Raw genomic sequence first — 17,671 nt, forward strand, 5'->3', positions numbered from 1 at the left:
GAATCACGGGAGTAAAGACAGATGAGCATGCAAGATCCGATCGCGGATATGCTGACCCGTATCCGTAACGGTCAGGCCGCGAATAAAGCTGCGGTCACCATGCCTTCCTCCAAGCTGAAAGTGGCAATTGCCAACGTGCTGAAGGAAGAAGGTTTTATTGAAGATTTTAAAGTTGAAGGCGACACCAAGCCGGAACTGGAACTTACTCTCAAGTATTTCCAGGGTAAAGCTGTTGTAGAAAGCATTCAGCGTGTCAGTCGCCCAGGTCTGCGCATTTATAAGCGTAAAGACGAGCTGCCGAAAGTTATGGCTGGCATGGGTATCGCAGTTGTTTCTACCTCTAAAGGTGTTATGACTGATCGTGCAGCGCGCCAGGCTGGTCTTGGTGGCGAAATTATCTGCTACGTAGCCTAATCGGAGGAAAAAATGTCTCGTGTTGCTAAAGCACCGGTCGTTATTCCTGCCGGCGTTGATGTAAAAATCAACGGTCAGGTTATTACGATCAAAGGTAAAAACGGCGAGCTGACTCGTACTCTCAACGATGCTGTTGCAGTAAATCATGCAGATAATGCACTGACCTTCGGTCCGCGTGATGGTTACGCAGATGGATGGGCTCAGGCTGGTACCGCGCGTGCCCTGCTGAATGCAATGGTTGTCGGTGTTACCGAAGGCTTCACTAAGAAGCTTCAGCTGGTTGGTGTAGGTTATTGTGCAGCGGTTAAAGGGAATGTAGTAAACCTGGCTTTAGGTTTCTCTCACCCAGTTGACCATCAGCTGCCTGCGGGTATCACTGCAGAATGTCCGTCTCAGACTGAAATCGTGCTGAAAGGCGCTGATAAACAGCTGATCGGTCAGGTTGCAGCAGATCTGCGCGCCTACCGTCGTCCTGAGCCTTATAAAGGCAAGGGTGTTCGTTACGCCGACGAAGTCGTGCGTACCAAAGAGGCTAAGAAGAAGTAAGGTAACACTATGGATAAGAAATCTGCTCGTATCCGTCGTGCGACCCGCGCACGCCGCAAGCTCCAGGAGCTGGGTGCAACTCGCCTGGTGGTACATCGTACCCCGCGTCATATTTACGCACAGGTAATTGCACCGAACGGTTCTGAAGTTCTGGTAGCTGCTTCTACTGTAGAAAAAGCTATCGCTGAACAATTGAAGTACACCGGTAACAAAGACGCTGCTGCAGCTGTAGGTAAAGCTGTTGCTGAACGCGCTCTGGAAAAAGGCATCAAAGATGTTTCTTTTGACCGTTCCGGGTTCCAATATCATGGTCGTGTCCAGGCACTGGCAGATGCTGCCCGTGAAGCTGGCCTTCAGTTCTAAGGTAGAGGTGTAAGATGGCTCACATCGAAAAACAAGCTGGCGAACTGCAGGAAAAGCTGATCGCGGTTAACCGCGTATCTAAAACCGTTAAAGGTGGTCGTATTTTCTCCTTCACAGCTCTGACTGTAGTTGGTGATGGTAACGGTCGCGTTGGTTTTGGTTACGGTAAAGCGCGTGAAGTTCCAGCAGCGATCCAGAAAGCGATGGAAAAAGCCCGTCGCAATATGATTAACGTCGCGCTGAACCACGGCACCCTGCAGCACCCGGTTAAGGGTACTCACACGGGTTCTCGTGTATTCATGCAGCCGGCTTCCGAAGGTACCGGTATCATCGCCGGTGGTGCAATGCGCGCCGTTCTGGAAGTCGCTGGAGTTCGTAACGTTCTGGCTAAAGCGTATGGTTCCACTAACCCGATTAACGTGGTTCGTGCAACTATCGATGGTCTGGAAAATATGAAATCTCCGGAAATGGTCGCTGCCAAGCGTGGTAAATCCGTTGAAGAAATTCTGGGGAAATAAACCATGGCAAAGACTATTAAAATTACTCAAACCCGCAGTGCAATCGGTCGTCTGCCGAAACACAAGGCAACGCTGCTTGGCCTGGGTCTGCGTCGTATTGGTCACACCGTAGAGCGCGAGGATACTCCTGCTGTTCGTGGTATGGTCAACGCGGTTTCCTTCATGGTTAAAGTTGAGGAGTAAGAGATGCGTTTAAATACTCTGTCTCCGGCCGAAGGCTCTAAAAAAGCGGCTCGCCGCCTGGGTCGTGGTATCGGTTCTGGCCTCGGTAAAACCGGTGGTCGTGGTCACAAAGGTCAGAAGTCTCGTTCTGGCGGTGGCGTACGTCGCGGTTTCGAGGGTGGCCAGATGCCTCTGTACCGTCGTCTGCCGAAATTCGGCTTCACTTCACGTAAAGCAGCGATTACAGCCGAAGTTCGTCTGTCTGACCTGGCTAAAGTTGAAGGCGGTGTTGTAGACCTGAACACGCTGAAAGCAGCTAACATTATCGGTATCCAGATCGAGTTCGCGAAAGTGATCCTGGCTGGTGAAGTCACTACTCCGGTAACTGTTCGTGGCCTGCGTGTTACTAAAGGCGCTCGTGCTGCTATCGAAGCTGCTGGCGGTAAAATCGAGGAATAAGTAGCAGATGGCTAAACAACCGGGATTAGATTTTCAAAGTGCCAAAGGTGGCTTAGGCGAGCTGAAACGCAGACTGCTGTTTGTAATCGGCGCGCTGATTGTGTTCCGTATTGGCTCTTTCATTCCGATCCCTGGTATTGATGCCGCTGTACTTGCCAAACTGCTTGAGCAACAGCGAGGCACCATCATTGAAATGTTTAACATGTTCTCTGGTGGTGCTCTCAGCCGTGCTTCTATCTTTGCTCTGGGGATCATGCCGTATATTTCGGCGTCGATCATTATCCAGCTGCTGACGGTGGTTCATCCAACGCTGGCAGAAATTAAGAAAGAAGGGGAGTCTGGTCGTCGTAAGATCAGCCAGTACACCCGCTACGGTACTCTGGTGCTGGCGATATTCCAGTCGATCGGTATTGCTACCGGTCTGCCGAATATGCCTGGTATGCAGGGCCTGGTGATGAACCCAGGCTTTGCATTCTATTTCACCGCTGTTGTAAGTCTGGTTACAGGGACGATGTTCCTGATGTGGTTGGGTGAACAGATTACTGAACGTGGTATCGGCAACGGTATCTCAATCATTATCTTCGCCGGTATTGTCGCGGGACTCCCGCCAGCCATTGCCCATACTATCGAGCAAGCGCGTCAAGGCGACCTGCACTTCCTCGTGTTGCTGTTGGTTGCAGTATTAGTATTCGCAGTGACGTTCTTTGTTGTATTTGTTGAGCGTGGTCAACGCCGCATTGTGGTAAACTACGCGAAACGTCAGCAAGGTCGTCGTGTCTATGCTGCACAGAGCACACATTTACCGCTGAAAGTGAATATGGCGGGGGTAATCCCAGCAATCTTCGCTTCCAGTATTATTCTGTTCCCGGCGACCATCGCGTCATGGTTCGGGGGCGGGACGGGTTGGAACTGGCTGACAACAATTTCGCTGTATTTGCAGCCTGGGCAACCGCTTTATGTGTTACTCTATGCGTCTGCAATCATATTCTTCTGTTTCTTCTACACGGCGTTGGTTTTCAACCCGCGTGAAACAGCAGATAACCTGAAGAAGTCCGGTGCATTTGTACCAGGAATTCGTCCGGGAGAGCAAACGGCGAAGTATATCGATAAAGTAATGACCCGCCTGACTTTGGTTGGTGCGCTCTACATTACCTTTATCTGCCTGATCCCGGAGTTCATGCGTGATGCAATGAAAGTACCGTTCTACTTCGGTGGGACCTCACTGCTTATCGTTGTTGTCGTGATTATGGACTTTATGGCTCAAGTGCAAACTCTGATGATGTCAAGTCAGTACGAGTCTGCATTGAAGAAGGCGAATCTGAAAGGCTACGGCCGTTAACAGTCGCCCGAGAAGTTACGGAGAGTAAAAATGAAAGTTCGTGCTTCCGTCAAGAAATTATGCCGTAACTGCAAAATCGTTAAGCGTGATGGTGTCATCCGTGTGATTTGCAGTGCCGAGCCGAAGCATAAACAGCGCCAAGGCTGATTTATTCGCATATTTTTCTTGCAAAGTTGGGTTGAGCTGGCTAGATTAGCCAGCCAATCTTTTGTATGTCTGTGCGTTTCCATTTGAGTATCCTGAAAACGGGCTTTTCAGCATGGTGCGTACATATTAAATAGTAGGAGTGCATAGTGGCCCGTATAGCAGGCATTAACATTCCTGATCAGAAACATGCTGTGATCGCATTAACTTCGATCTACGGCGTCGGCAAGACCCGTTCTAAAGCCATTCTGGCTGCCGCGGGTATCGCTGAAGATGTTAAGATCAGTGAGCTGTCTGAAGAACAAATCGACACGCTGCGTGACGAAGTTGCCAAATTTGTCGTTGAAGGTGATCTGCGCCGTGAAGTTAGCATGAGCATCAAGCGCCTTATGGACCTTGGTTGCTATCGCGGTTTGCGTCATCGTCGTGGTCTCCCGGTTCGCGGTCAGCGTACCAAGACCAACGCACGTACCCGTAAGGGTCCGCGCAAACCGATCAAGAAATAATCGGGGTGATTGAATAATGGCAAAGGCACCAATTCGTGCACGTAAACGTGTAAGAAAACAAGTCTCTGACGGCGTGGCTCATATCCATGCTTCTTTTAACAACACCATCGTTACCATCACTGATCGTCAGGGTAACGCACTGGGTTGGGCAACAGCCGGTGGTTCCGGTTTCCGTGGTTCTCGCAAATCCACTCCGTTTGCAGCTCAGGTTGCAGCAGAGCGTTGCGCTGAAGCCGTAAAAGAATACGGTATCAAGAATCTGGAAGTTATGGTCAAAGGACCGGGTCCAGGTCGCGAATCTACTGTTCGTGCTCTGAACGCCGCTGGTTTCCGCATCACTAATATTACTGATGTGACTCCGATCCCTCATAACGGTTGTCGTCCGCCGAAAAAACGTCGCGTATAACGCTGTCGTTTCTAGGATTGTTGGAGAAAGAAAATGGCAAGATATTTGGGTCCTAAGCTCAAGCTGAGCCGTCGTGAGGGCACTGACTTATTCCTTAAGTCTGGCGTTCGCGCGATCGATACCAAGTGTAAAATTGAACAAGCTCCTGGCCAGCACGGTGCGCGTAAACCGCGTCTGTCTGACTATGGTGTGCAGTTGCGTGAAAAGCAAAAAGTTCGCCGTATCTACGGTGTGCTGGAGCGTCAGTTCCGTAACTACTACAAAGAAGCAGCACGTCTGAAAGGCAACACCGGTGAAAACCTGTTGGGTCTGCTGGAAGGTCGTCTGGACAACGTTGTATACCGTATGGGCTTCGGTGCCACTCGTGCAGAAGCACGTCAGCTGGTCAGCCATAAAGCAATTATGGTAAACGGTCGTGTTGTTAACATCGCTTCTTATCAGGTTAGTCCGAATGACGTTGTTAGCATTCGTGAGAAAGCGAAGAAGCAGTCTCGCGTGAAAGCCGCTCTGGAGCTGGCTGAGCAGCGTGAAAAGCCAACCTGGCTGGAAGTTGATGCTGGCAAGATGGAAGGTACGTTCAAGCGTAAGCCGGAGCGTTCTGATCTGTCTGCGGACATTAACGAACACCTGATCGTCGAGCTTTACTCCAAGTAAAGCTTAGTACCAAAGAGAGGACACAATGCAGGGTTCTGTGACAGAGTTTCTAAAACCGCGCCTGGTAGATATCGAGCAAGTGAGTTCGACGCACGCCAAGGTGACCCTTGAGCCTTTAGAGCGTGGCTTTGGCCATACTTTGGGTAACGCACTGCGCCGTATTCTGCTCTCATCGATGCCGGGTTGCGCGGTGACCGAGGTTGAGATTGATGGTGTACTACATGAGTACAGCACCAAAGAAGGCGTTCAGGAAGATATCCTGGAAATCCTGCTCAACCTGAAAGGGCTGGCGGTGAGAGTTCAGGGTAAAGATGACGTTATTCTTACCTTGAATAAATCTGGCATTGGCCCTGTGACTGCAGCCGACATTACCCATGATGGTGATGTCGAAATCGTCAAGCCACAGCACGTGATCTGCCACCTGACCGATGAGAACGCATCTATTAGCATGCGCATCAAAGTTCAGCGCGGTCGTGGTTATGTGCCGGCTTCTACCCGAATTCATTCGGAAGAAGATGAGCGCCCAATCGGCCGTCTGCTGGTCGACGCATGCTACAGCCCTGTAGAGCGTATTGCCTACAATGTTGAAGCAGCGCGTGTAGAACAGCGTACCGACCTGGACAAGCTGGTCATCGAAATGGAAACCAACGGCACAATCGATCCTGAAGAGGCGATTCGTCGTGCGGCAACCATTCTGGCTGAACAACTTGAAGCTTTCGTTGACTTACGTGATGTACGTCAGCCGGAAGTTAAAGAAGAGAAACCAGAATTCGATCCGATCCTGCTGCGCCCTGTTGACGATCTGGAATTGACTGTCCGCTCTGCTAACTGCCTCAAAGCAGAAGCTATCCACTATATCGGTGATCTGGTACAGCGTACTGAGGTTGAGCTTCTTAAGACGCCTAACCTTGGTAAAAAATCTCTTACTGAGATTAAAGACGTGCTGGCTTCCCGTGGACTGTCTCTGGGCATGCGCCTGGAAAACTGGCCACCGGCAAGCATCGCTGACGAGTAACCGGATCACAGGTTAAGGTTTTACTGAGAAGGATAAGGTCATGCGCCATCGTAAGAGTGGTCGTCAACTGAACCGCAACAGCAGCCATCGCCAGGCTATGTTCCGCAATATGGCAGGTTCACTGGTTCGTCATGAAATCATCAAGACGACTCTGCCGAAAGCGAAAGAGCTGCGTCGCGTAGTTGAGCCGCTGATTACTCTTGCCAAGACTGATAGCGTAGCTAATCGTCGTCTGGCATTCGCCCGTACTCGTGATAACGAGATCGTGGCAAAACTGTTTAACGAACTGGGCCCGCGTTTCGCGAGCCGCGCCGGTGGTTACACTCGCATTCTGAAGTGTGGTTTCCGTGCAGGCGACAACGCGCCGATGGCATACATCGAGCTGGTTGATCGTTCAGAGAAAACAGAAGCTGCTGCAGAGTAATCTGTAGTAACGTAAAAAAACCCGCCTCGGCGGGTTTTTTTATATCCGTCATATCCCCGCTTATCTACAATATCAGTACTCTTTTTGTTCATCCCCTGGAGTGTTGTATGTGGTTATTGGACCAGTGGGCAGAGCGGCATATTATTGATGCACAGTCTAAAGGTGAGTTTGACCGTTTACCTGGTACAGGTAAGCCGTTGGTTCTTGATGACGATTCCCATGTTCCACTGGAACTGCGAGCTGGATTCCGTTTATTAAAAAATGCAGGCTGTCTTCCTCCTGAGCTTGAGCAGCGCAGAGAGGCAATACAGCTGCTTGAATTACTCACAGGGATCCGCAAAGATGATCCTGGTTATCAGGAGGTGAGCCGAAGACTTTCACTACTGGAACTTAAACTTCGACAGGCTGGACTTAGCACTGAGTTTTTACACGGTGAATACGCAGATAAGCTGCTACATAAAGTCAACGACGAATAGCGGAGAGAGCATGTACCGTATTGGTGAATTAGCGAAACTGGCTGACGTAACGCCTGATACCATCCGCTACTATGAAAAGCAGCAGATGATGGAACATGAAATACGTACAGAAGGTGGGTTTCGCCTCTATACGGAAAGCGATCTTCAGCGTCTGAAGTTTATTCGTTATGCCCGTCAGCTTGGTTTCACTCTGGAATCGATCCGCGAGCTACTTTCGATCCGAATCGATCCTGAACACCATACCTGTCAGGAATCAAAAGGGATCGTCCAGGAAAGATTGCAGGAGGTTGAAGCGCGAATAGCGGAGCTTCAGGCGATGCAACGATCGCTTCAGCGATTGAATGACGCATGTTGTGGCAAGGCGCACAGCAGCGTTTACTGCTCTATCCTTGAAGCTCTTGAGCAAGGTGCCAGCGGAACTACATCAGGTTGTTGATTTATTGAACGGCCAGGTCTACACTCGCGGCGTAAACTATTACAAACTGGAGATAATATGAGTCGTTATCAGCACACCAAAGGGCAGATAAAGGACAACGCCATTGAGGCGCTTCTGCATGACCCACTGTTCAGACAGCGCATTGAGAAAAATAAGAAAGGGAAAGGAAGTTATCTGCGTAAAGGTAAACATGGTAATCGGGGTAACTGGGAGGCCAGTGGCAAGAAAGTGAATCACTTTTTTACCACTGGCCTTCTGGTTTCAGTGAGTGCTTAAGAACGATTATTTTGTTCTTTCAGCAGGTCACGAATTTCACTCAGCAATACTTCTTCTTTCGATGGAGCAGGCGGTGCTGCCGGCTCTTCCGCTTTTTTACGGTTCAGTTTGTTGATTAGCTTGATTGCCATAAAAATAGCAAACGCAACAATAATGAAATCAAAGACGTTCTGAATAAATATACCGTAATGCATGACAACCGCTGGGATATCTCCCTGTGCATCACGTAGCGTTAAAGCAAACTGTTTAAAATCGATGCCACCAATTAACAACCCAAGCGGCGGCATGATGATATCAGCAACCAGTGATGAAACGATCTTACCAAATGCCGCACCAATAATGACACCCACTGCCAAATCGACAACATTCCCGCGCATCGCGAATTCGCGAAATTCTTTAATAATGCTCATTTTATTCTCCCTATGCAGCTGACGTTTATAAGTTTAACAAATGTTTAGGCAATTTCCATTTATGTATTGCTCAAAGGAAAATTTATTAGACCCTGATAAATAAAGGGAAATAAAAAGGGCGCGGTATTCGCGCCCAAATTATTACAAGAAGAAAGGACTTGGCTGGAATAACCGCTCGACGTCGGTAATAAACTTTTTATCTGTCAGGAACATAATTACGTGATCGCCCTGTTCAATACGCAGGTTATCGTTGGCAATCATCACATCGTTGCCACGCACGACGGCGCCAATAATGGTTCCGGGTGGAAGTTTTATCTCATCAATTGAGCGACCTACAACCCGCGATGTTGTTTCATCACCGTGTGCGACAGCTTCAATAGCTTCCGCGACACCGCGGCGTAGTGAAGAAACACCAACTATATCAGCTTTACGCACGTGACTGAGCAGCGCAGAGATAGTTGCCTGCTGCGGCGAAATCGCAATATCGATCACGCTGCCCTGCACCAGATCGACGTACGCTCTGCGTTGGATCAACACCATCACTTTCTTGGCCCCCATCCGTTTGGCAAGCATCGCTGACATGATGTTAGCTTCATCGTCGTTGGTGACCGCGATGAACAGATCAACCTGATCGATATGTTCTTCCGCCAGCAGCTCTTGATCCGAAGCATCTCCAAAGAAGACGATCGTATTTTGCAGTTTCTCCGCAAGCTCGGATGCTCGCTGTTGATTACGTTCGATCAGTTTGACGCTGTAATCTTTTTCCAGACGATGTGCCAGACCAGCACCGATATTACCACCACCCACTAACATAATGCGTTTGTAAGGCTTTTCCAGTCGCTGCAATTCGCTCATTACGGCGCGAATATGCTGTGATGCTGCAATAAAGAAGACTTCATCACCTGCTTCAACAATGGTAGAACCTTGCGGACGGATCGGCCGATCATGACGGAAAATCGCCGCCACGCGGGTATCAATGTGTGGCATATGTTCACGCATTGTTGATAGCGCATTGCCGATTAGCGGCCCACCGTAATAGGCTTTCACGACCGCAAGGCTGACTTTCCCTTCGGCAAAATTCACTACCTGTAATGCACCCGGATATTCAATCAGTCGATAAATGCTATCGATAACCAGTTGCTCAGGCGCAATCAGGTGGTCGATAGGCACGGCATCGGATTGGAATAGCTTGTCCGCATCACGAACGTAATCCGGTGAACGAATACGGGCGATGCGATTAGGCGTATTAAACAGTGAATAAGCTACCTGACAGGCAACCATATTTGTTTCATCTGAGCTGGTTACGGCAACCAGCATATCGGCATCGTCGGCGCCGGCTTCACGCAGAACGCGAGGATGTGAACCGTGCCCTTGTACGACGCGGAGATCAAACTTGTCCTGCAAGCTGCGCAGGCGTTCACCATTGGTATCGACTACCGTGATATCGTTGTTCTCTCCGACCAGGTTTTCAGCCAGCGTACCGCCAACTTGCCCTGCGCCCAGAATGATAATTTTCATCAGTCGCGACCCGTTATCTCATCACTTTTGATTAGCTTAGCGTAAAAGAAGCCATCGCCATCTTCCGCACCTGGTAAATTCTGACGTCCAGGTTTTTCCGGCGTACCGGTTTCGCTTAATACCGCATCCGGATTACGAGCAAGGAAGGCGGCAATTTGCTGCTGGTTTTCTTCCGGCAGGATAGAGCACGTTGCATAAACCAGCGTGCCGCCGGGTTTAAGATGTAACCAGGTGGCATTCAGGATCTCGGCCTGCAACTGCGCAAGTTCGACAATATCCCGGTCGCGGCGGAGCCACTTGATATCCGGATGGCGACGAATAACGCCTGTGGCAGAACACGGAGCATCCAGCAAAATACGATCAAACTGTTGTTCACCGCACCACTGCTGTGGATAGCGGCCATCACCCTGCTTTACGGTTGCCTTCATGCCCAGACGTTTCAGATTGTCGTAAACGCGTGATAAACGTTTTTCATCGACATCGACGGCCATTACGTTAGCGTGAGGAGCAACTTCCAGAATGTGAGTGGTTTTCCCGCCCGGCGCGCAGCACAGGTCGAGGATCTGTTCACCGTCTTCCGGCAACAGATAGGTCATGCATCCTTGAGCGGAAGCATCCTGAACGGTTACCCAGCCTTCGTCAAAACCAGGCAGGGCGTGCACAGGAGCCGGCGTTTCCAGACGCACTGCATCCGGATACGCCGGATGCGGGAAGCCGGTTAATCCCGCTTCGCTAAGCAGGTCCAGCCAGGCATCGCGCGTATGGTGGTTACGATTGACACGCAGCCACATTGGTGGCCGTTGGTTATTAGCTTCAAGAATGGCTTCCCACTGCTGCGGATAAGCGGCCTTAATACGTTTCACCAGCCAGGAGGGGTGTAAGAAACGTAAATCGCTTTGTGCGAACTCGGCCAACAGTTCATCCTGACGGCGTTGAAACTGGCGCAACACGCCGTTGATCAGCCCTTTTAACTGCGGGCGCTTAATAACGACCGCGCCTTCTACGGTCTCTGCCAGTGCAGCATGCGGTGGAATACGGGTATGCAGCAGTTGGTAGAAGCCCACCATGATCAGATAGTGAACGGTGCGCTGTTTGCCCGTCATTGGACGTTCCATCAACTGCTGGATCATCCACTCCAGTTGGGAGAGAGTGCGCAATACGCCGAAGCAAAGTTCCTGCAACAACGCTTTGTCTTTATCAGCAACTTTTTGCTGCATGGCAGGCAGTACGTTGCTTAATGACTGTCCTTTTTCGACAACCTGTTCGACGGCCTGGGCCGCCATACTGCGTAAATTAAGATGTTTTTTCATAAGCGCAAAAATAAAAATGCCCGGAAACACCGGGCTTAAAGAGATGAACCGTCAGAACAGACGATTACCGGGTACAAACCATTCCCGGCGTGAATTAAGCAGATCCTGCGCGCTCATGGCTTTTTTACCGGCAGGCTGCAAAGAGAGGAGGTTCAGGATGCCGTCGCCCGTTGCGATCTGGATACCCTGCTTTGTTGCCTCCAGAATGGTACCTGGCGCAGCCTGGGTGTTTACAGCAATGACCGAAGCTTGCCAGACTTTCACCGGCTGACCGTCGATTTCTAGCCAACTCATTGGCCACGGGTTAAAGGCACGAATGCAGCGTTCCAACTGAGCGGCTGAAAGCGACCAGTCGATACGGGCTTCTTCTTTGCTGAGTTTTTCTGCATGTGTAACCAGAGATTCATCTTGTACAACCGGTTTTATCGTACCAGCTGCCAGCTGTTTTAGCGTTTCAATCAACCCCTGCGGCCCTAAATCTGCCAGCTTATTGTATAGCGAACCGCTGGTATCTTCCGCCGTAATTGGGCAGGAAAGCTTAAGCAGCATATCTCCGGTGTCGAGGCCAACATCCATCTGCATGATGGTCACACCGGTTTCTGCGTCACCTGCCCATAGTGAGCGTTGAATTGGTGCTGCGCCACGCCAGCGTGGAAGTAGGGAACCGTGAACGTTGATACAACCCAGACGTGGCATTTCCAGTACGGCTTTTGGCAGAATCAGGCCATATGCCACCACCACCATCACGTCTGCGCATAAATCAGCAACCAGCTGCTGGTTTTCCTGAGGGCGAAGAGAGACGGGTTGGAAAACCGGTATCCCTTTTTCTTCCGCCAGCACTTTTACCGGGCTGGGCATCAGCTTTTTACCGCGTCCCGCCGGGCGGTCCGGTTGGGTAAACACGCCAACGACGTTGTGTCCAGAAGACAACAGCGCGTCGAGATGACGCGCTGCAAAGTCAGGTGTACCCGCAAAAATAATACGTAGTGAGTCTGACACGTTGATTCTTGTCCTTAAGCTCGGGCGTTCAGGCGGTCGAGTTTTTCAACTTTCTGACGAATGCGTTGTTGCTTCAACGGAGACAGATAATCGATAAACAGTTTACCGACCAGGTGATCCATTTCATGTTGAATACAGATAGCCAGCAGGCCATCGGCTTCCAGTTCAAAAGATTTACCGTTGCGATCGAGCGCGCGAATTTTTACTTTCTCAGCACGCGGTACTAACGCACGCTGTTCAGGAATCGACAGGCAACCCTCTTCAATGCCGGTTTCGCCGTCTTTTTCCAGCAGCTCTGGGTTAATGAGTACCAACTGCTCGTCGCGGTTTTCAGAGACATCAATAACGATGATGCGCTGATGAATATCGACTTGCGTTGCTGCCAGGCCGATACCTTCTTCGGCGTACATCGTTTCGAACATATCATCAACGATACGCTGAATTTCTGCATTCACTTCTTCAACCGGTTTTGCGACTTTGCGAAGGCGCTCGTCCGGAATATGTAACACTTGCAAAACTGACATAGTTATCCAGAGTTGTGTTCAGGAGTTGAAAAGATTATTACCTCTATTCTAGACAAAACCCCCTCTGATTGACAGCATCAGTGACCAATCGCAAAGATTGCCAGGACTGCTTGTGGCAGGGGGAGCAGGGATGACCCAAATCGAAATTTGGCTACGTTTAGCGCAAGTGAATGAACTGTATGGTGATGAGATGGTGCGCATTGCGCATTGGCTCAATACTCAACCGTGTATTAATAATACGGTACTTCATCATGCTGGATTCTCTCCCCGCCAGGTCAGACGGTTTTTAACTTTTTCACAGCAGACGCTGGAAAAAACGTTGCGCTGGCTTGAGCAGCCCAACCATCATTTTGTGGTTGCCGACAGCGAGCATTATCCCCCACAGCTCCGTGCGATTGTGGATTATCCTGGGATGCTTTTTGTCGCAGGAAATCCCGCATGCCTCCCCTCATTTCAGGTTGCCGTTGTCGGTAGCCGACAACACTCCTGGTATGGCGAACGATGGGGGCGATTGTTTTGTGAAAAGCTTGCAGCATGTGGTGTGACGATCACCAGTGGTCTGGCCCGGGGGATTGATGGTGTGGCGCACAAGGCTGCGATAAACCGCCAGGGCACAAGTATTGCGGTGTTGGGAAATGGGCTTGAGACCATTCATCCACGACAGCATGTCCATCTTGCTGAGCGACTGATTGAGTCTGGAGGCGCACTGGTGTCTGAGTTTCCACTGGATGCTCTCCCTTTGCCGCGCAATTTTCCCAGACGAAATCGTATTATCAGCGGTCTAAGTAAGGGAGTCCTGGTTGTTGAAGCTGCGCAGCGTAGCGGGTCACTGGTCACTGCGCGTTGCGCGCTGGAACAAGGGCGGGAGGTTTTTGCTCTGCCGGGAGCGATTGGGAGCCCGGGAAGTGAAGGTCCACATTGGCTTATTCAGCAGGGAGCCACGCTTGTGACGGCCCCAGAAGAAATTCTGGAAAATTTGCAATATGGGCTGCCATGGTTGCCAGATGAACCTGAAAAATCAATTTATTCGCCAGATCACGAAGAGGTGGCATTGCCATTTCCTGAGCTCCTGGCTAACGTAGGAGATGAGGTAACACCTGTTGACGTCGTCGCTGAACGTGCCGGCCAACCTGTGCCAGAGGTAGTAGCTCAACTGCTCGAACTGGAGTTAGCAGGATGGATCGCAGCTGTACCCGGCGGCTATGTCCGATTGAGGAGGGCATGCCATGTTCGACGTACTAATGTATTTGTTTGAGACATATATCCATAACGAAGCTGAGCTGCGTGTGGATCAGGACAAACTGGAACGGGATCTTACCGACGCTGGTTTTGATCGTGAAGACATTTACAACGCGTTACTTTGGCTGGAAAAGCTTGCTGATTATCAGGATGGTCTTGCTGAGCCTATGCAGCTGGCATCCGATCCTCTTTCTGTACGTATTTACACGGCAGAAGAGTGCGATCGACTAGATGCAAGCTGTCGAGGGTTCCTGCTATTCCTGGAGCAGATTCAGGTGCTAAACCTCGAAACGCGAGAGATGGTAATTGAACGCGTCCTCGCACTGGATACGGCAGAGTTCGATCTGGAAGACCTGAAGTGGGTGATCCTGATGGTGCTATTCAACATTCCAGGTTGTGAAAATGCCTATCAGCAAATGGAAGAATTACTCTTTGAAGTGAATGAAGGTATGCTGCATTAATCAATCTTCATTCAGTATGAGTTGTTATGGCTAAATCAGCACTGTTCACGGTGCGTAAAAATGAGCCCTGCCCACAATGCGGGGCTGAACTGGTTATTCGTTCCGGGAAACACGGTCCGTTTCTCGGTTGTTCACACTATCCAGAATGCGATTACATCCGTCCGCTGAAATCTTCTGCGGACGGACATATTGTCAAAGTTCTGGAGGGTAAGCTTTGCCCTGCATGTGGCGCAGAACTGGTGCTGAGACAGGGAAGATTCGGAATGTTCATTGGATGCAGTGATTATCCTGCGTGTGAACATACTGAACTTATCGACAAGCCTGATGAAACAGCAATAACCTGTCCTCAATGCCAGACTGGCCATCTTGTTCAGCGGCGTTCCCGTTATGGCAAAACCTTTTATTCCTGCGAGCGCTATCCGGAGTGCCAGTTTGTCATCAACTTCAAACCGTTAGCTGGGGAGTGTCCCGAGTGTCATTATCCACTGCTCATCGAAAAGAAAACCGCGCAGGGTGTGAAGCATTTCTGTGCCAGTAAACAATGTGGAAAGCCGATTTCGGCGGATTAAAAAAGTGAATAATAACCTGCCCGCAGAACTTATCGCTGATGCGATAGAGGTTCTGAAACAAGAAAGAGTCATCGCCTATCCAACAGAAGCTGTATTTGGTGTCGGCTGCGATCCTGACAGCGAAACGGCTGTCACCCGTCTGTTGGAGTTAAAACAACGCCCAGTCGATAAAGGCTTAATTTTGATTGCAGCAAACTTTGACCAGCTTAAACCCTATATCGACGATAGTATGCTAACCGAGGCCCAACGTGAGGCTGTTTTCGCCCGCTGGCCTGGACCTGTTACTTTCGTTTTCCCGGCGCCCGCGACTACGCCTCGTTGGTTGACTGGTCGTTTTGACTCGCTGGCCGTGCGTGTCACCGATCATCCGCTGGTGGTTGCACTCTGCCAGGCCTATGGCAAACCATTAGTCTCTACCAGTGCTAATTTGAGTGGCCTGCCGCCTTGCAGAACAGTTGAAGAAGTTCGCGCGCAGTTTGGTACAGACTTTCCTGTGGTTGAGGGGGGGACTGGAGGTCGTTTGAATCCTTCGGAGATCCGTGATGCTCTGACGGGTGAACAGTTTCGACAGGGGTAATATGAAAGAAGCCTATGCTGTTTTTGGTAATCCGATAGCGCACAGTAGATCGCCCTTTATTCATCAGCAATTTGCAAAGCAGTTGAAGATTGATCATTCCTATGGGCGTGTGCTGGCACCCATCAATGATTTTGTGAATACGCTGAACGCTTTTTTTGCTGGGGGTGGGAAGGGGGCAAATGTCACCGTGCCTTTTAAAGAAGAAGCGTTTGCACGTGCCGATGAGCTCACGGAGCGGGCATCGCTTGCAGGAGCGGTCAATACTCTTAAGCGGTTGGAGGATGGACGTTTACTGGGAGATAATACGGATGGTATCGGCTTATTAAGCGATCTCGAGCGTTTATCTTTTATTCGTCCCGGTTCGCGAGTTCTGTTGATTGGTGCAGGCGGCGCATCCCGTGGTGTATTACTACCTCTTCTTTCTATGGATTGTGCGGTGACCATCGTTAACCGTACACCTTCCCGTGCTGAAGAACTGGCACTAATATTCTCCCACACCGGCAGCGTGCAGGCGGTGGGAATGAACGACCTTGATAATTGCAGTTTTGATTTGATCATCAACGCCACATCCAGCGGAATAAGCGGTGAGATACCGGCCATTCCAACATCTCTTATCCACCCTTCTGTCTATTGTTATGACATGTTTTATCAGAAAGGGAACACACCGTTTCTTTACTGGTGTGCTTCGCATGGGGCGAAACATTATGCCGATGGTTTGGGGATGCTGGTGGGGCAGGCTGCGCATGCAGTTTTACTCTGGCATGGCGTTTTGCCACAGGTTGAGCCTGTCATAAAAAGCCTGCAACAGGAATTGTCGGCATGAATCAGGCGATCCAGTTTCCCGATCGAGAGAAATGGCAGGTAGATATTAGTGCTGTTGTTTTTCCGGCGATGGTCCATGGTATGCAGTTAACATGTGCCATATCAGGAGAGAAGTTGGCGTCCCGCTTTGGTGGCTCTACGCCTGAGCAGTGGTTGGAAATATTTCAACAGCATCGCTGGGACCTGGAAGAAGAGGCCGAAGCATTGATCCAGGACCAGCAGGAAGACTCTCAGGGTTGGGTTTGGTTACGGTGATTTAAATACTCATCTTTCCATTTAACATAGTTATTAGCAGAGTATTGTAAGCCTGCCTTCTCTTCATCGCTTAATGGACGGATCTGTTTAACCGGGCTTCCCAGATACAGATACCCACTCTCCAGGCGTTTATTTTGCGGAACCAGGCTTCCAGCCCCAATCATAACGTCGTCTTCTACCACCACACCGTCCAGTAAAATCGATCCCATACCGACTAATACGCGGTTGCCAATGATGCAGCCGTGCAACATGACTTTATGACCGACCGTCACATCTTCACCCACGATCAATGGATTACCCTGCGGATTTGATGTGGATTTATGCGTGACATGCAAAACGCTGCCATCCTGAATGTTCGTACGGGCGCCAATTTGCACAAAGTTTACATCGCCACGAATCGCAACCAGCGGCCAAATTCCGACGTCATCAGCTAAACGCGTATCACCAATCACAACACTGCTGGCGTCGATCATCACGCGTTTTCCGATCTGTGGGAAAAGATCCTTATAAGGACGTAATACATCAGACATGTTCACCTCAACGAAAATAGAGCAGTAAAGAAGACTTTGGTTGGATTACCGAGACTACGCAAGTGATTTAGCTATCAAAAATCAGCCAAATTGCGCAGGAATGTAGCGAAAGGGGTGAAAAACAAGCATTCAGCAAAAAAGATCCAAAAAACACTTGTGCTAAAAAATGGGATCCCTATAATGCGCCTCCATCGACACGGCGGATGTGAATCACTTCACACAAACAGCCGGTCCGGTTGAAGAGAAAAACCTGAAAATGAGGGTTGACTCTGAAAGAGGAAAGCGTAATATACGCCACCTCGCGACAGAGCGCTAAAGC

The 17,671-nt window shown here is 50.0% G+C and carries 28 protein-coding genes; 22 read left to right on the forward strand and 6 right to left on the reverse strand.

The features are described from left to right. Window positions 1–21: 21 nt before the first annotated feature. The 16 genes from rpsH to arfA all read left to right on the forward strand — a co-directional run bounded on the left by rpsH (window position 22) and on the right by arfA (window position 8,138). On the forward strand, window positions 22–414 hold the full coding sequence (gene rpsH, locus On2M_RS02010; protein WP_003031127.1) for a 30S ribosomal protein S8: 393 nt from the start codon (window positions 22–24) through the stop codon (window positions 412–414). A gap of 12 nt (window positions 415–426) precedes the next feature. Continuing rightward, window positions 427–960 (forward strand): 50S ribosomal protein L6, encoded by a 534-nt coding sequence (gene rplF, locus On2M_RS02015; RefSeq protein ID WP_210904225.1) that lies wholly within the window; start codon window positions 427–429, stop codon window positions 958–960. A gap of 9 nt (window positions 961–969) precedes the next feature. After that, entirely contained in the window at window positions 970–1,323 is a 354-nt protein-coding gene (rplR, locus tag On2M_RS02020) for a 50S ribosomal protein L18 (protein ID WP_000358960.1), read from the forward strand. Window positions 1,324–1,337: 14 nt separating this feature from the next. Continuing rightward, complete coding sequence (gene rpsE / locus On2M_RS02025) at window positions 1,338–1,841, forward strand: 30S ribosomal protein S5 (protein ID WP_003031131.1); 504 nt, start codon at window positions 1,338–1,340, stop codon at window positions 1,839–1,841. 3 nt (window positions 1,842–1,844) lie between these two features. Next, entirely contained in the window at window positions 1,845–2,024 is a 180-nt protein-coding gene (gene rpmD, locus On2M_RS02030; protein WP_001140434.1) for a 50S ribosomal protein L30, read from the forward strand. Window positions 2,025–2,027: 3 nt separating this feature from the next. Then, window positions 2,028–2,462 (forward strand): 50S ribosomal protein L15, encoded by a 435-nt coding sequence (gene rplO, locus On2M_RS02035; protein ID WP_003031132.1) that lies wholly within the window; start codon window positions 2,028–2,030, stop codon window positions 2,460–2,462. Window positions 2,463–2,469: 7 nt separating this feature from the next. Then, window positions 2,470–3,801 (forward strand): preprotein translocase subunit SecY, encoded by a 1,332-nt coding sequence (secY, locus tag On2M_RS02040; protein WP_001118864.1) that lies wholly within the window; start codon window positions 2,470–2,472, stop codon window positions 3,799–3,801. A gap of 30 nt (window positions 3,802–3,831) precedes the next feature. Then, window positions 3,832–3,948, forward strand: coding sequence for a 50S ribosomal protein L36 (gene rpmJ, locus On2M_RS02045; protein WP_000868187.1), 117 nt, complete (start codon window positions 3,832–3,834; stop codon window positions 3,946–3,948). A gap of 146 nt (window positions 3,949–4,094) precedes the next feature. Beyond that, window positions 4,095–4,451, forward strand: coding sequence for a 30S ribosomal protein S13 (gene rpsM, locus On2M_RS02050; RefSeq protein ID WP_003031135.1), 357 nt, complete (start codon window positions 4,095–4,097; stop codon window positions 4,449–4,451). Between the two features lie 16 nt (window positions 4,452–4,467). Further along, window positions 4,468–4,857: a 30S ribosomal protein S11 gene (gene rpsK / locus On2M_RS02055; protein ID WP_003031137.1), complete on the forward strand. Its 390-nt coding sequence runs from the start codon at window positions 4,468–4,470 to the stop codon at window positions 4,855–4,857. Window positions 4,858–4,890: 33 nt separating this feature from the next. Beyond that, a complete protein-coding gene (gene rpsD / locus On2M_RS02060; protein WP_003031138.1) occupies window positions 4,891–5,511 on the forward strand; it encodes a 30S ribosomal protein S4 in 621 nt (206 codons plus the stop codon). 25 nt (window positions 5,512–5,536) lie between these two features. Then, window positions 5,537–6,526, forward strand: a complete 990-nt coding sequence (rpoA, locus tag On2M_RS02065; RefSeq protein WP_003031139.1) for a DNA-directed RNA polymerase subunit alpha — start codon at window positions 5,537–5,539, stop codon at window positions 6,524–6,526. 40 nt (window positions 6,527–6,566) lie between these two features. Further along, the gene (rplQ, locus tag On2M_RS02070) at window positions 6,567–6,950 is read left to right on the forward strand and encodes a 50S ribosomal protein L17 (protein ID WP_001216370.1); all 384 of its coding nucleotides are present in this window, start codon (window positions 6,567–6,569) and stop codon (window positions 6,948–6,950) included. Between the two features lie 107 nt (window positions 6,951–7,057). Beyond that, entirely contained in the window at window positions 7,058–7,426 is a 369-nt protein-coding gene (locus On2M_RS02075) for a DUF1992 domain-containing protein (protein WP_187260387.1), read from the forward strand. A 10-nt stretch (window positions 7,427–7,436) separates the two neighbouring features. Then, the gene (gene zntR, locus On2M_RS02080; protein ID WP_151219981.1) at window positions 7,437–7,862 is read left to right on the forward strand and encodes a Zn(2+)-responsive transcriptional regulator; all 426 of its coding nucleotides are present in this window, start codon (window positions 7,437–7,439) and stop codon (window positions 7,860–7,862) included. Between the two features lie 57 nt (window positions 7,863–7,919). Further along, window positions 7,920–8,138 (forward strand): alternative ribosome-rescue factor ArfA, encoded by a 219-nt coding sequence (gene arfA / locus On2M_RS02085; RefSeq protein ID WP_151219980.1) that lies wholly within the window; start codon window positions 7,920–7,922, stop codon window positions 8,136–8,138. Here arfA and mscL read toward each other — a convergent pair. The 5 genes from mscL to def all read right to left on the reverse strand — a co-directional run bounded on the left by mscL (window position 8,135) and on the right by def (window position 12,899). Further along, on the reverse strand, window positions 8,135–8,548 hold the full coding sequence (gene mscL / locus On2M_RS02090) for a large-conductance mechanosensitive channel protein MscL (RefSeq protein ID WP_210904227.1): 414 nt from the start codon (window positions 8,546–8,548) through the stop codon (window positions 8,135–8,137). The genes arfA and mscL overlap by 4 nt on opposite strands. A gap of 141 nt (window positions 8,549–8,689) precedes the next feature. Then, on the reverse strand, window positions 8,690–10,066 hold the full coding sequence (gene trkA / locus On2M_RS02095; protein ID WP_096890501.1) for a Trk system potassium transporter TrkA: 1,377 nt from the start codon (window positions 10,064–10,066) through the stop codon (window positions 8,690–8,692). Beyond that, window positions 10,066–11,376, reverse strand: a complete 1,311-nt coding sequence (rsmB, locus tag On2M_RS02100; protein WP_210904229.1) for a 16S rRNA (cytosine(967)-C(5))-methyltransferase RsmB — start codon at window positions 11,374–11,376, stop codon at window positions 10,066–10,068. The genes trkA and rsmB overlap by 1 nt, the downstream gene beginning before the upstream one ends. A gap of 51 nt (window positions 11,377–11,427) precedes the next feature. Beyond that, window positions 11,428–12,375, reverse strand: a complete 948-nt coding sequence (gene fmt / locus On2M_RS02105) for a methionyl-tRNA formyltransferase (RefSeq protein WP_151219979.1) — start codon at window positions 12,373–12,375, stop codon at window positions 11,428–11,430. 14 nt (window positions 12,376–12,389) lie between these two features. After that, the gene (gene def, locus On2M_RS02110) at window positions 12,390–12,899 is read right to left on the reverse strand and encodes a peptide deformylase (RefSeq protein WP_003031159.1); all 510 of its coding nucleotides are present in this window, start codon (window positions 12,897–12,899) and stop codon (window positions 12,390–12,392) included. Window positions 12,900–13,029: 130 nt separating this feature from the next. On the opposite strand from def, the gene dprA reads away from it, so the two are divergent. The 6 genes from dprA to On2M_RS02140 are packed head-to-tail and all read left to right on the forward strand — an operon-like array spanning window position 13,030 to window position 16,822. Continuing rightward, the gene (gene dprA, locus On2M_RS02115; protein WP_187260384.1) at window positions 13,030–14,154 is read left to right on the forward strand and encodes a DNA-protecting protein DprA; all 1,125 of its coding nucleotides are present in this window, start codon (window positions 13,030–13,032) and stop codon (window positions 14,152–14,154) included. Continuing rightward, a complete protein-coding gene (gene smg / locus On2M_RS02120) occupies window positions 14,126–14,599 on the forward strand; it encodes a DUF494 family protein Smg (protein ID WP_005134083.1) in 474 nt (157 codons plus the stop codon). Before dprA ends, smg begins: the two co-directional genes overlap by 29 nt. Window positions 14,600–14,625: 26 nt before the next feature. Next, window positions 14,626–15,168, forward strand: coding sequence for a type I DNA topoisomerase (locus On2M_RS02125; protein ID WP_151219977.1), 543 nt, complete (start codon window positions 14,626–14,628; stop codon window positions 15,166–15,168). A gap of 4 nt (window positions 15,169–15,172) precedes the next feature. Beyond that, entirely contained in the window at window positions 15,173–15,745 is a 573-nt protein-coding gene (gene tsaC, locus On2M_RS02130) for an L-threonylcarbamoyladenylate synthase type 1 TsaC (RefSeq protein ID WP_151219976.1), read from the forward strand. Between the two features lies 1 nt (window position 15,746). Beyond that, on the forward strand, window positions 15,747–16,568 hold the full coding sequence (gene aroE / locus On2M_RS02135; RefSeq protein WP_210904231.1) for a shikimate dehydrogenase: 822 nt from the start codon (window positions 15,747–15,749) through the stop codon (window positions 16,566–16,568). After that, the gene (locus On2M_RS02140; RefSeq protein WP_210904233.1) at window positions 16,565–16,822 is read left to right on the forward strand and encodes a DUF1488 domain-containing protein; all 258 of its coding nucleotides are present in this window, start codon (window positions 16,565–16,567) and stop codon (window positions 16,820–16,822) included. The genes aroE and On2M_RS02140 overlap by 4 nt, the downstream gene beginning before the upstream one ends. On the opposite strand, the gene On2M_RS02145 is transcribed toward On2M_RS02140, so the two are convergent. Next, window positions 16,798–17,352 (reverse strand): gamma carbonic anhydrase family protein, encoded by a 555-nt coding sequence (locus tag On2M_RS02145; RefSeq protein ID WP_210904235.1) that lies wholly within the window; start codon window positions 17,350–17,352, stop codon window positions 16,798–16,800. The two genes, On2M_RS02140 and On2M_RS02145, sit on opposite strands and share 25 nt — an antisense overlap. Window positions 17,353–17,671 lie beyond the last annotated feature (319 nt).

The sequence above is a fragment of the Citrobacter sp. On2M genome, from assembly GCF_018035235.1.
Taxonomy (GTDB): Bacteria; Pseudomonadota; Gammaproteobacteria; order Enterobacterales; family Enterobacteriaceae; genus Citrobacter; species Citrobacter meridianamericanus.

What these genes read in the sequence shown, in the direction of transcription:
- rpsH (WP_003031127.1), top strand. Translation starts at nt 22, where the DNA reads ATGAGCATGCAAGATCCGATCGCGGATATGCTGACCCGTATCCGTAAC.
- rplF (WP_210904225.1), top strand. Translation starts at nt 427, where the DNA reads ATGTCTCGTGTTGCTAAAGCACCGGTCGTTATTCCTGCCGGCGTTGAT.
- rplR (WP_000358960.1), top strand. Translation starts at nt 970, where the DNA reads ATGGATAAGAAATCTGCTCGTATCCGTCGTGCGACCCGCGCACGCCGC.
- rpsE (WP_003031131.1), top strand. Translation starts at nt 1,338, where the DNA reads ATGGCTCACATCGAAAAACAAGCTGGCGAACTGCAGGAAAAGCTGATC.
- rpmD (WP_001140434.1), top strand. Translation starts at nt 1,845, where the DNA reads ATGGCAAAGACTATTAAAATTACTCAAACCCGCAGTGCAATCGGTCGT.
- rplO (WP_003031132.1), top strand. Translation starts at nt 2,028, where the DNA reads ATGCGTTTAAATACTCTGTCTCCGGCCGAAGGCTCTAAAAAAGCGGCT.
- secY (WP_001118864.1), top strand. Translation starts at nt 2,470, where the DNA reads ATGGCTAAACAACCGGGATTAGATTTTCAAAGTGCCAAAGGTGGCTTA.
- rpmJ (WP_000868187.1), top strand. Translation starts at nt 3,832, where the DNA reads ATGAAAGTTCGTGCTTCCGTCAAGAAATTATGCCGTAACTGCAAAATC.
- rpsK (WP_003031137.1), top strand. Translation starts at nt 4,468, where the DNA reads ATGGCAAAGGCACCAATTCGTGCACGTAAACGTGTAAGAAAACAAGTC.
- rpsD (WP_003031138.1), top strand. Translation starts at nt 4,891, where the DNA reads ATGGCAAGATATTTGGGTCCTAAGCTCAAGCTGAGCCGTCGTGAGGGC.
- rpoA (WP_003031139.1), top strand. Translation starts at nt 5,537, where the DNA reads ATGCAGGGTTCTGTGACAGAGTTTCTAAAACCGCGCCTGGTAGATATC.
- rplQ (WP_001216370.1), top strand. Translation starts at nt 6,567, where the DNA reads ATGCGCCATCGTAAGAGTGGTCGTCAACTGAACCGCAACAGCAGCCAT.
- On2M_RS02075 (WP_187260387.1), top strand. Translation starts at nt 7,058, where the DNA reads ATGTGGTTATTGGACCAGTGGGCAGAGCGGCATATTATTGATGCACAG.
- zntR (WP_151219981.1), top strand. Translation starts at nt 7,437, where the DNA reads ATGTACCGTATTGGTGAATTAGCGAAACTGGCTGACGTAACGCCTGAT.
- arfA (WP_151219980.1), top strand. Translation starts at nt 7,920, where the DNA reads ATGAGTCGTTATCAGCACACCAAAGGGCAGATAAAGGACAACGCCATT.
- mscL (WP_210904227.1), bottom strand. Translation starts at nt 8,548, where the DNA reads ATGAGCATTATTAAAGAATTTCGCGAATTCGCGATGCGCGGGAATGTT.
- trkA (WP_096890501.1), bottom strand. Translation starts at nt 10,066, where the DNA reads ATGAAAATTATCATTCTGGGCGCAGGGCAAGTTGGCGGTACGCTGGCT.
- rsmB (WP_210904229.1), bottom strand. Translation starts at nt 11,376, where the DNA reads ATGAAAAAACATCTTAATTTACGCAGTATGGCGGCCCAGGCCGTCGAA.
- def (WP_003031159.1), bottom strand. Translation starts at nt 12,899, where the DNA reads ATGTCAGTTTTGCAAGTGTTACATATTCCGGACGAGCGCCTTCGCAAA.
- dprA (WP_187260384.1), top strand. Translation starts at nt 13,030, where the DNA reads ATGACCCAAATCGAAATTTGGCTACGTTTAGCGCAAGTGAATGAACTG.
- smg (WP_005134083.1), top strand. Translation starts at nt 14,126, where the DNA reads ATGTTCGACGTACTAATGTATTTGTTTGAGACATATATCCATAACGAA.
- On2M_RS02125 (WP_151219977.1), top strand. Translation starts at nt 14,626, where the DNA reads ATGGCTAAATCAGCACTGTTCACGGTGCGTAAAAATGAGCCCTGCCCA.
- aroE (WP_210904231.1), top strand. Translation starts at nt 15,747, where the DNA reads ATGAAAGAAGCCTATGCTGTTTTTGGTAATCCGATAGCGCACAGTAGA.
- On2M_RS02140 (WP_210904233.1), top strand. Translation starts at nt 16,565, where the DNA reads ATGAATCAGGCGATCCAGTTTCCCGATCGAGAGAAATGGCAGGTAGAT.
- On2M_RS02145 (WP_210904235.1), bottom strand. Translation starts at nt 17,352, where the DNA reads ATGTCTGATGTATTACGTCCTTATAAGGATCTTTTCCCACAGATCGGA.